The 10,738-nt window shown below is 71.3% G+C and carries 7 protein-coding genes; 4 read left to right on the forward strand and 3 right to left on the reverse strand.

Annotated features, from left to right (window positions below; translation table 11 throughout):
* Positions 1-62: 62 nt before the first annotated feature.
* From ACFXC1_RS38515 to ACFXC1_RS38525, 3 genes are all read right to left on the reverse strand, one after another.
* Entirely contained in the window at positions 63-911 is an 849-nt protein-coding gene (locus ACFXC1_RS38515; protein ID WP_381251793.1) for a hypothetical protein, read from the reverse strand.
* 42 nt (positions 912-953) lie between these two features.
* Positions 954-2,291 carry a tryptophan 2,3-dioxygenase gene (locus ACFXC1_RS38520; RefSeq protein ID WP_381251795.1) on the reverse strand — a complete coding sequence of 446 codons (1,338 nt, stop codon included), beginning with the start codon at positions 2,289-2,291 and terminating at the stop codon, positions 954-956.
* A 409-nt stretch (positions 2,292-2,700) separates the two neighbouring features.
* Entirely contained in the window at positions 2,701-3,147 is a 447-nt protein-coding gene (locus ACFXC1_RS38525) for a nuclear transport factor 2 family protein (protein WP_381251796.1), read from the reverse strand.
* A 355-nt stretch (positions 3,148-3,502) separates the two neighbouring features.
* Here ACFXC1_RS38525 and ACFXC1_RS38530 point away from each other — a divergent pair, with 355 nt between their 5' ends.
* The 4 genes from ACFXC1_RS38530 (at position 3,503) to ACFXC1_RS38545 (ending at position 10,477) form a co-directional block, all read left to right on the forward strand.
* On the forward strand, positions 3,503-6,538 hold the full coding sequence (locus ACFXC1_RS38530) for an AfsR/SARP family transcriptional regulator (protein WP_381251798.1): 3,036 nt from the start codon (positions 3,503-3,505) through the stop codon (positions 6,536-6,538).
* Between the two features lie 49 nt (positions 6,539-6,587).
* Positions 6,588-8,747, forward strand: coding sequence for an AAA family ATPase (locus tag ACFXC1_RS38535; RefSeq protein WP_381251800.1), 2,160 nt, complete (start codon positions 6,588-6,590; stop codon positions 8,745-8,747).
* 86 nt (positions 8,748-8,833) lie between these two features.
* A complete protein-coding gene (locus ACFXC1_RS38540; protein WP_381251801.1) occupies positions 8,834-9,004 on the forward strand; it encodes a hypothetical protein in 171 nt (56 codons plus the stop codon).
* Between the two features lie 153 nt (positions 9,005-9,157).
* Positions 9,158-10,477 (forward strand): helix-turn-helix domain-containing protein, encoded by a 1,320-nt coding sequence (locus tag ACFXC1_RS38545; RefSeq protein WP_381251803.1) that lies wholly within the window; start codon positions 9,158-9,160, stop codon positions 10,475-10,477.
* The last annotated feature ends 261 nt before the right edge of the window (positions 10,478-10,738 follow it).

Below are 10,738 nucleotides of genomic sequence, written 5' to 3' on the forward strand. Positions count from 1 at the left end.
GCAGTCGTGTCCTTTCGTTCTTCGCCGGGTCGTGGGTCACGCGGGCAGGGGTGCTCACGCGCTCAGGCGGGTGTCTGCTCGTCGGGCACGAAGGCCCGGTACGTCTCGTCGACGGAGTCCCACAGCCGGGGGAAGAGGCTGCGGTCCGCCATGGCGCGCACGCCCGAAGTGGACTGGCCGCGCAGGCTCTTGGGCAGGCCGTCGCGGGTGTCGGGGCCGGCCTGCGAGGCGGTCTCGGGGTGGCCGCCGAGCTGGGACCAGACCATCCGCAGATGAACGTGCTTCCAGGTGCCGACCGCCGCCTCCAGCTGGAACAGCGCCTGGCGTACGAGCGCGAGGTCAGGGGCCCGGTCCTCCCGGCCGGGCGGGACATCGCGGCCCTGGGCCCGGACGAGCCCGCGGGCGGTGAGCCCTTCGCGGGTGAGGGCGTCCTCCATCTCCTGCCACAACGCGAGGGCGGCGCGGCGCAGGTTGCGGGCGCCCGGCGAGTCGAGGCCGGTGGTGTTCTCCGGGAACGTCTCGCGCAGCCGCAGCAGGCTCTCCTGCGGCAGGAAGTCCATGAGCAACTGCACCGCCCGGACGGGCAGTTCGCCCATCGCCGCGGCCCGCTGAAGCAGTTGGGCCGCGAGGAGGTAGTCACGCTCGCGCAGTTTCGCGGCCGCGCGGCGCATCTCGAAATGCATCTCGCACCACGCGTACTCGGTGATCAGGTGCACGGTCTGGAACAGCCGCTGGTCCGGATGGGCCAGGCTGTCCTCCGGGAGCAGCGCGGACAGCGCGACGGTGAGCCGGGTGTCCTCCTCGTAGTTGCTGCCCCGGTCGTACTCGTACAGGAACAGACGGTTGCTCTCGTCCGGGTTCATCACCCGGTGGGCGGTGCCCGGCCTGCCGGTCTGTGTGCGCTTGCTCATCGTGGTGGACGCCTCCAGGCGCGGGGTACGGGAGCCGACCGGTCAGCCGACGAGGGTGCTCTGCCGGTGCGGGGCCGGGAAGAGCCGGTTGTCCAGGACAGCCGCGAGGTAGGGGACGCCCTGGGTGTAGCCGGTTCCGGAGCGTTCGCCGATCATGCGGACCGCCAGCCGGTAGTGGGTCTGCTTCCAGCGCTGGTGGACCGATTCCAGCCGGTCGGCGGCCGCCCGGAGGGCGTCGTCGTCCGCGGGGTCCAGCCGCTGGTCGGCGATCAGGTCGTGCCAGGTGCCCTGGACCGTGGACTGGCCGTCCAGTACCCGGGCGCGTACACCGGGTACGGAGGTGTAGGCGGACGAGTCGAGCCGCGCGAGAGCGGGCGTGGAACACAGGGACTCGAAGGTCTTGTACCCGGCGGACTGGATGGCGCTGGCCCCTTCGGTGAACTCCCGGAAGGTCTGGAAGGCTTCGGGCCGCATGGTCGCCAGCAGGGAGAACAGAGGCAGGGACTCCCTCAGTACGTCCGCCACCGTGCCGACGAGGTCCGCCGCCTCCTGCGCCCGATCCGCGTCCAACTGTCGTACGGCCGTGGCCAGCGCGGCGGACATGAAACCGAACGTCGTCTCGAAGGACTGCAGGGTGCGCAGAAACAGGTACTCGTCGTGCAGCACGTACACGGGTTGCATGCTCGCCGACAGCATCAGTTCCTGCTCCGTGGTGGCCGCACGCAGGATCTCCGCGGTGAGGAGGCCGGCTGGAGTGCGCCCCGGAACCGCGACGACCGCCGCGGGGTCCACTGTCCCGGCGGGCAGCACCCGCAGAGCGGCGGCCTCCATCACCCGTACGGCCAACCGGGCGCGCTTGCCGGCCAGTTCGGGTGAGGGCGGCATGTCGTGCGGGTCGACCGGAGTGCCGGTCAGTGCCCCCTGCTCGAAGCGGACCAGGTCGGCGAGCAGGAGCAGCAGCAGCTCGTCGCGCGAGCGCAGCGACGCCCGCCAGTCGTCCGGCACCGGGTGGGTCAGCAGGCGCAGCGCGGTGTAACTCGGGTAGTCGTAGCGGTTGTCGTGTTTGTCGAGGACGACGTCGAGGAACGCGTGCAGGAAGAGCACGTCATCCGTACGGGAGGCGGGAACGGCGGGCTGTGGGGCCGTGGACCCGGTGGCGGGCGTTCCGGGCAGACCGTCGCGGATCGCGGCGAGCCGGTTGAGCAGTACGTCCGCCAGGAAGTGCTTGCCCACCGATCGCAGGTGCTGGAGCAGCTCGGTGTAAGGAAACGGGCCCGGATTTCCGGCGGCGGCCCACGTGTCCAGTGTTTCGAGAACATCGACCGTCGACGGTGCCCAGATCGGTGAAAAAGCCGCCGGAGCGGTTTCCGTGGCATGCATCAGGAAATCCACAATTTCGATGTGTGAGCTATCACGAAGAGAATCCCTTGCTCGGTTAAGCCGGACGCTGGAAGGAATTCTGCGCTCTTCGGGGGTGGCTCCCAAGTCACATGTATGCGGTCACGGTTGCCCGGTCACGTGATCCTGGCCCCCGATTTCGGGTCCCTGCATTCAGGTTCCGAGGAATCGGTCCCGGGATCACGTGACAGCCGATCCGGGACTCCGAACCGCACGCCGGCGCCCGGCGTTGGTTCCCGGGAAACAGTGGTGAATTCTCCGGAAAAGATGCCGAATTGAGTACCCGGGTGAGAATTCGACTTCGGGTTCCGGGAATTCCGGGGACAAGGCCGGCGGAACACCGGTCATGACGACAGCGGCGAACCGGCCCCCGGCGCTCCGCGGCGGCGACTCACTTCGCGGCGGACGTCTCCGGATGAGACGGCAGTCCGCCGGGCGGCGCGGTGTAGTAGTAGCGGCGGCACTCCCGGACCAGGGTCTGGCCGGACAGGGTGAACACGTCCGCGAAGTCCACGCCGTACGATGCCTGCCCGCCCGCCTCTGGTACCTGGTGCACTACCCGGCCGAGCACCACCACCCGCCCCTCGTCGGCGATGACGCTGTCCAGCTCGTGCCGCCTGAGCAGCGTCGCCTGCGCCGCGTGGGCGCTGAGCACCGCGTCGCGGCCCCGGTGCGGCGAGGCTCCGGGGTGGTCCAGCGTCACATCCTGCTCCGTCAGGGAGGCGTATCCGTCGATGTCCCCGATGTCCAAGTAGTGGTAGGTGAGCAGCGCGTGCCTAACGCAGGCTGCCGTCACTTTCGAACCGGCTGGGGGCATAAGGGGCTTGTCGCTGTTCATGAATGGATGACCGACCTCTCGCTCTCGGTGGACGGGCGCGGTGGCGCCGGCGGCTCCCACGGGGCGATCGTCCGACGGTCCGTTAACTCGCCGCTATCACCGCGGTATCGCGCAGCGCGCCCCCGTGACTTGGTCACCCGTTGCTCGGATCCTGTTCACCGCTGGCCATGCGGAAGGTGCGAGTGCTCCCGGACGGCGGTGGGCATGTCATGTCCCGGTCGTAACTGGAGCCCGGTCCACCGTCTGGTCAGCGCTGTTCAGCTAGTGCTCAGGGCGGTAGGCAGCCGTGTTTGGGCCCTAGACTTGGCGGTCAGGCGCTGTGGCCTGCTGTGTGACGGGAGGATTCGTGGCGGGAGTGCACCTTGAATCGCGCAACCAGGCAGTGGGGTTCACCTTTCAAGTGCTGGGCGAGCTGAAGGTGTTCAGCGGCCAGGGCGTCGTGTCGGTCACCGCGGGCAGGCAGCAGGTTGTCCTGGCGGCCCTGCTCCTGGAGAGCGGAAGACTTCAGAACCGCGACCATCTCATTCGGCTGTTGTGGGCCGAGGACCCGCCGGAGACCGCCCGCACCCAGGTGCAGATCTGTGTGTCGCGAATACGCAGGACTCTTGCGGCCGCCGCCGGTGAGGCCGCCATCGAGACTCGTCCCCCCGGCTATGTGCTCCAGATCGACGACGGGGCACTGGACCTGAACGTCTTCCGGCGCACGGTCGCCGAGGCCGCCGCGCTCGGCGGCGAGGGGCGGACCGCCGAGGCCGCCGCCCTGTTGCGCGTAGCGGTCGGCCTGTGGCGCGGCCCCTGTTTGAACGGCATCCCCAGCGACGAGCTCGCGCGGGTCGCCGAGCACATCGACGAGGAACGCCTTGCGGCCACGGAGTCGTTCATCGAGTTGGAGCTCGCGCTCGGTCGCCATCACCAACTGACCGCCGAAACAGCCCGGTTGGTGGGCGAGAACCCCTTGCGGGAGCGTTTTCGCGGGCAGTTGATGCTCGCCCTGTACCGCTCGGGCCGGCAGGCCGAGGCCCTGGAGATCTACCGGCAGGGCCGCACCCTGCTCATGGACGAACTGGGCCTCGAGCCGGGCGAGGAGCTGCGCCGGCTGGAGCGGGCCATCCTGACCGAGGATGCGTCCCTGCGGCTGGAGCACCTGTCCGGCACCGAACTGCGCGCCGCCGGGCCGGCGCCGGGTGCGCCCGCCGCCGGCCCGGACCAGGCCTCCGCCGAGGACGACCGCGCCGCCGTCCCCCGCCAACTCCCGGTCGACACCGCTGACTTCGTGGGTCACCGGAATCTCGTTGCCCAGGCGGAGGCTGTCCTCACGAGCACCTCGCCGGACCGGGCCACGGGCATTGTCGTGGTCACCGGTTTCTCCGGCATCGGCAAGAGCACCTTCGCCGCCCGGGTCGCCCACCGCCTCGCCGAGTCCCATTTCCCCGATGGCCAGCTCTACTGCCAGTTACGCGGCGGCCGGGCGGATCCGGTCGACCCCCGTGAGGTCCTCGGCCGGTTCCTGCGTGCGCTGGGCCTGCCGGGGCCCGCCATCCCGGACTCCCTGGAGGAGCGGGGAGAGGTCTACCGCAGTATGCTCGCCGCCCGGCGCATCCTGGTCGTCCTCGACGACGCCGTCGGCGAGGAGCAGATCTTCCCGCTGCTGCCCGGCGGTCGCTCCTGCGGGGTGCTCGTCACCAGCCGGACACGGCTGACCGCCCTCCCCGGGGCTCGGCAGATCACTCTGGGTATTCTCGACGAGCAGACGTCACTGGAACTCATAGGCAACGTTGTCGGCGCCGAGCGTGTCAACGGCGAACTGGAGGCCGCCAAGGCGCTGGCCGCCACCGTAGGAGGGCTGCCGCTCGCGCTGCGCATCGTCGCCGCCCGGCTGGCCGCCCGACCACACTGGCCGCTCGCCTCGATGGTGCAGCGCCTCGCCGACGAACGCCGCCGGCTCGACGAACTGACGCACGGTGAGATGACCGTACGGGCCAGTCTGTCCCTCACCTATGACGGACTGGCCGGCAACGACCGAACCCTGCTGCGTCTGCTCAGTCTCACCCGGGGGTCCACGTTCCCCAGCTGGATCGGCGGTGCCCTGCTCGACACCCCGGGCGCCTACCCGTACCCGTCCGACCTCATGGAACCGCTGGTCGACGTGCAGATGCTCGACGTCACCGGGGTCGACGTCACCGGGGAGCTGCGCTACGGATTCCACGACATCATCCGGCTGTTCGCCCGGGACCGGCTCGCCGCCGAGTCGGACGAGACTGAACGTCGGGCCGCGATCCGCCGGGTCGGCGGCGCCTGGCTCGCCCTGGTCGCCGAGGCTCAGCGGCGTGTCCTCGGCACCGAGTACATGAGCGGACCGGCCGACCGCTGGAACCCGCCGGCCGACCACGTCAGGGCCATCCTCGGCCGCCCCCTGGAATGGCTCGACACCGAACTCGAGAACCTCAGCCTGACCGTGGAGAGCCTCGCCCAGGAGGGCGAGGACGGTTACGCCTGGGAACTCGCCGTCAACCTCGCCCCGTTCTACGAGGCCCGCGGCTATCTCGATCACTGGGCCCGCACCCATCGCAAGGCACTGACCGCGGCGCGCCGCAGCGGCAACCTGCTCGGCCAGGCCGCGCTGCTCGCCTCACTGGGATCGCTCCACCTCAACCGCCGCAACCTGCCCGAGGCCCGCCGGGCCCTGACCAACGCCGTCGACCTCTTCGAGGACCTCGGCCACAGCAAGGGGCTCGGGCTGTGCCACCGCGACCTCGGACTCCTGGAACGGCTCGCGGGTCACGAGACCGCCGCGATGGAGCTGTTCGAGGAGGCCGAACGGGACTTCGGCGCCGGCGACCCCTGGGCGCGCGCCTCCGTCCTCGTCCAGCGCGCGGTCATCCTGCTGCGGCGCGGCGACGTCCGCCGGGTGGAGGCCGAGCTCGACGAGGCGCTGGAGATCTGGCGCGGTCTCGGCTATCTCGGCGGGCAGGCCCGCGTGCTCCAGCGCGCGGGTCAGGTGCATCTGTACCGCGGGCAGCTCGACGACGCCCGCAAGGTACTGGCCGAGGCTCTCGGCATGGTCCGGGACGACGGCGACGTGATCGGCGAGGGATACCTCCTCCACGACCTCGGCCGGGTCCACGCCCGCCTGGACGAACTCACCGAGGCGGGCTCCTACTTCGCCCGCGCCCTGTCCGTGCGCGAGGGCATCCTCGACCAGGCCGGTGCCGCCTCCGTCCGCGTCGACCTCGCGGACCTGTCCCTGCGCGGTGACGACACCGAGAAGGTCGGCGGACTGCTCACCGACGCCCTGGAGGTGTTCGGCCGGCTCGGCATGGCCGAAGAGGAGGAACGTGCCGCCGGACTGCTCGCCCGGGTGACCGGTAACGGCACCGCCGAGGACCGGTGACGCCGTCACCGCAGTCGTGCACGCGTCGAGCAGAGGTGCCTGTCCCCACATGAACCCGCACAGCGCTCCGGCGCCACGGCGGCCTGCCACCGACGCCCCCGTCCGGGACCGGGAAGCGACGTTCCTGCGCGGCTTCATCGGCCGGGAGAACGAACTGGCCCTGTTCCGCGCGGAGTTGGACCGACCGCCGGAGACAGTCCCGGTATTTGCGCTGCACGGGCCGAGCGGTATCGGCAAGACCCAACTACTGCGCCGGTTCGCCATTGAGGCCCGGCGGCGCGGACGCGACGTCGTCGAGGTGGACGCGGCACGCACTGAACTCACCGAGGACGCCTTCGCCCTTGCCGCGGACGTCCCCCGCGCCGGGCGGCCGGTGCTCCTCGTGGACGGCTCCGACCGACTCGGCCCGCTGGAGGACTGGTTCAGGGACCGCTTTCTCACGGGCCTGCCACCGGGCTCCCTGGTCGTGCTCGCCGGCCGTGAACCGCCCGCCCTGCGCTGGCGCACCGACCCGGCCTGGTCGGACACCCTGCGCGTCGCGTGCCTGGACCGCCTGTCCCGCGCCGAGTCGGGGCGGCTCCTGCGGGACGCCGCCCCCGGCCGGATCACCTCCCGAAGCGCACGGCTCGCCTTCGCCGCCGGTCACCCGCTCGCCCTGCGGCTCGCCGCAGGGGACCGGGGCGCACGGCCCGGGGACGACTGGCAGCCCACGCCCGAGGTCGTCGCGGAACTCCTGGACCACGTGGTGGGCCCGGTCCCCTCGCCCCTGCACCGGCAGGCGCTGGAGATCTGCGCGCACGTCCCCGAGACGACCGAGGAACTGCTGCGGGCCTTCCTGCCGGAACAGGTTCACGAGGTCTTCGACTGGTTGCGCCGCAGCTCCTACACCACCAGCGGCAGCGCCGGACTGAGGCTGCTGCCCGTGATAGCCGAAGCTCTCGACCGCGACCTCCGCTGGCGCGCGCCCGACGCCTACCTGTCTCTGCACAAGGCCCTGCGCGCGCACCTCCAGACCCTGATCCGTACCCGTCCCGAGCCTGTCTCTCTTCGCGCCGCCAGGGCCTTCAACCACATCCAGACCCGGGGCCGGGGCTTCTCGGGCCGCGGCCTGGACGAGCATGCCGATCCGGGGTGCGAGGCTGTGTACGAGACCACCTGCGACGCCGAGGCCCTGCCCGCCGTGCGGGACCTCGCGCACGAACAACTCGGCGCGGAGGGCGTCGAGGCCGTCGACTTCTGGCTGCATCGCCAGCCCCGCGGCTTCCGCCTCTACCGCAGCGCACGCACCGGCGAAGTCGTCGGCGTGCTGGGCCTGTTGACCGTCGACCGGTGGGATGCCGTGGAGACCGCGATCGACCCGGTGGTCGCCGTGGTGCGTGAGCACGTCGAGTCGCACCGGGAACTGCGGCCGGGACAGCGGGTGAACCTGGTGCGGTTCGCTCTGCTGCGTCGTCGCCCGCACGGTCTCCTGTCCACCACCACCGCCATGCTGGCCCGCGTCACCCGCGAGTTGCACGTCCAGGACCGGCTCGCCTGGACTTTCCATGTACGGGGCGGCGACGGATCCGACTGCCTGCCGGAGTACGCGGACTTCCGCCGCCTGCCCAGTGGGCCGCAACTCGCCGCACAGAGAGTCACGCTCTTCGGACATGACTGGGGGACCACGGGAATGAGTGAATGGTGCGACCTGCTCGACGACCGGATGTTCTTCGGACTGGGTACCCCCGGCATCACCAGACCGCTCCGCACGACCGTTCTGTCCCGGGCGGCCTTCGACCAGGCCGTCCACGAAGTGCTGCGCGTCTGGCATCAGCGCGAGCGGCTGGCCGCCAACCCGCTGCTGCACGCGGCGTTCGTCGTCCGGCGCTCCGGTGACCCGGAGGAGAACCTGCGTCGGCTCGTGGTACGGGCGATCGAGGCCATCGATCAGGACCCCAAGGCGAAGGGCCAGCGGGCGGCGGTCTGGGCGACGTACGTCAAGGGTGGCAGCACCCAGCAGGCGGTGGCCCGGGAACTCGCGCTGTCCTTCAGCACCTACCGCCGCTATCTGAAGCGCGGTCTGGAGCGGGTGTGCTGGCATCTGTGGGAACAGGAGGTGACGTACGCGGCGCAGATGGCCGTACCGTCCTTCGGGGCCGTCCCGGGGCGGCCGCCTGGTGATCGCGACACGTTGAATCCCCAGCTCAGGGAGGCTATCCGGGAGGGATAGCGGCGTCAAAGTGACGTGATTACAGCCGCTCCTAACTTTCCTTCCAGAAGTCCGGCAGCGGGCCGGGGGAGAGACGGGAAACCACCATGAACAGCACCTTCGCACCGGTCGTGAAGCACGTGAAGGCCCTCGTCGTCGTCGCGGCGCTGGCCGCCCTCCTGGGCTCGGTGGCGGCCGAGGCCGCGGTGCACCCGCAGCGGACGGTCACCGTGCAGGCCGACGGCAACTCCACGGACGACACGAACCCCTGGAGCTGACGGCGCGCCGGCCGGGCCGGCGTTCGGCAGACACGCGGCATCCACCGGAGATGCCCGGCAACGACACCGGGGAACGGCACCGGGAGACCCACTCGGACGGCGTCCCGCCCACCGGTTCCACCAGCACCTCGGAACGGCCCACCGGAGCGAGTCATGAACGACATCCGAACCCAGCCGGACCTCGGCGCCCTGTTGAGAGGCCACCGCAGGCGCGCCGGACTCACCCAGCGGCATCTCGCGGACCTCACCACAGTGAGCGTGCGCGCCATAGGCAACCTGGAGCAGGGCAAGGTCCGCTCCCCGAGGCTGGACACGATCCGGCTGCTGGCGGACGGACTGCGGTTAGGCCACACCCAGCGCGAGACGCTGCTGGACGCGGCCCGGCGTCGCCCGGGCACCGGAAGCCATCCCGAGAACGAGGGCGGCGGCCTCACGCCCTGGCTCGTCCGGGGCCCGCTGATCGGCCGGGACACCGAAGTGGCCGCTCTCACCGACCTGCTGGGACAGCCGGGCGGACGGCTGGTGTCCATCGTCGGCATAGGAGGGGTCGGTAAGTCGCGCCTGGCCGCCGAGGGCGTGCGTCGGGCCGCTGCCGACGGCACCCGGATCCTGTGGCAGGCACGCGGCGAGGAGATCCCCGCCGGTGAACTCGCCGACCGCGCCCCCGAGGAGCGGACCGTGCTCGTGCTGGACGACGCCGAACTCGCGGCCGGCGCGGCCCAGTTGGTCGCGCTGATGCACGCCCACCCCCAGCTGCGGATCCTGCTCACCGCGAGCGGGCCGTGCGGCGTTCCCGGCGAGCAGATCCTGCGCCTCGCCCCGCTGCCGGTGCCCGCCTCCGGCGCCGAGACGGACCTGGCGCTGCTGGCCGAGGTGCCGTCCGTACAACTGCTGTGCAGCCGCATCCGTGCCGGCAACCCCTTGTTTCGGCTGGACGCCTGCGACGCCGGGGTCGTCGCCGAACTGTGCCGGCGCCTCGACGGACTGCCGAGAACCCTGGAGTTCGCCGGAAGTTGGGCCCTCGTGCGCTCCCTGCCGGAGCTGCTGGCCGAGGTGGAGCGAAGCCCGTTCGGCCTGACCGCGCCGCCGATGACCGCGGACACCTCACGCGATCTGATGGTCCGGCTGCGCCGTACCCTGGGCCAGCTCAGCCCGGCCGGCGTGTCCTTCCTCGCCGCCGTTGCCCGCGACCATCTCAGTTGGTCGGTCGCCGAAGCGGCGACGATCGTCGGGACGTCCGGGGCCGACGCCGCCGTCATCGTCTTCACTCTGCTGACATACGGTCTGGTGCGGCCGGAGAGCCCCGGCGGTGACGAACCCCGGTTCTCGGTCCTCAACCACGTCCGCCACCTGTACGCCGAGACGCGCCGTGAACCCCGGCGCTGGCGTGCGACGGTGATGCACCGGGTCGGCCCCGAGGACCGCGCCCGGAAGGTGACGGTCGGCGAGCCCGGCGCGCGGACGACGTTGTAGTCCGGGCCGGGCGGTTCGACCTCGACGACGTGTCGTCCGGCGTCGAGCAGGTGAGTGTCCGTCCCCGTCCCGACGATCCGGTCCTGGGCCGTGTCCGCAAATTCCCTCCCCCGGAGGGGGTGCCCCCAGCTCCGCGACGCCCGGCACGCTGTGCACCCACCACACGCCCGGGGGGCGCGGGCGCGCGGGGGCGCGGGGGGGGGGGGTGGGGGGGGGGGGGGGGGGGGGGCGCGCCGGGGGGGGGGGGGGGGGGGCGAGCGC

This window comes from Streptomyces hokutonensis (assembly GCF_042751305.1).
GTDB classification, from domain to species: domain Bacteria; phylum Actinomycetota; class Actinomycetes; order Streptomycetales; family Streptomycetaceae; genus Streptomyces; species Streptomyces hokutonensis_A.

What these genes read in the sequence shown, in the direction of transcription:
- ACFXC1_RS38515 (WP_381251793.1), bottom strand. Translation starts at nt 911, where the DNA reads ATGAGCAAGCGCACACAGACCGGCAGGCCGGGCACCGCCCACCGGGTG.
- ACFXC1_RS38520 (WP_381251795.1), bottom strand. Translation starts at nt 2,291, where the DNA reads ATGCATGCCACGGAAACCGCTCCGGCGGCTTTTTCACCGATCTGGGCA.
- ACFXC1_RS38525 (WP_381251796.1), bottom strand. Translation starts at nt 3,147, where the DNA reads ATGAACAGCGACAAGCCCCTTATGCCCCCAGCCGGTTCGAAAGTGACG.
- ACFXC1_RS38535 (WP_381251800.1), top strand. Translation starts at nt 6,588, where the DNA reads ATGAACCCGCACAGCGCTCCGGCGCCACGGCGGCCTGCCACCGACGCC.
- ACFXC1_RS38540 (WP_381251801.1), top strand. Translation starts at nt 8,834, where the DNA reads ATGAACAGCACCTTCGCACCGGTCGTGAAGCACGTGAAGGCCCTCGTC.
- ACFXC1_RS38545 (WP_381251803.1), top strand. Translation starts at nt 9,158, where the DNA reads ATGAACGACATCCGAACCCAGCCGGACCTCGGCGCCCTGTTGAGAGGC.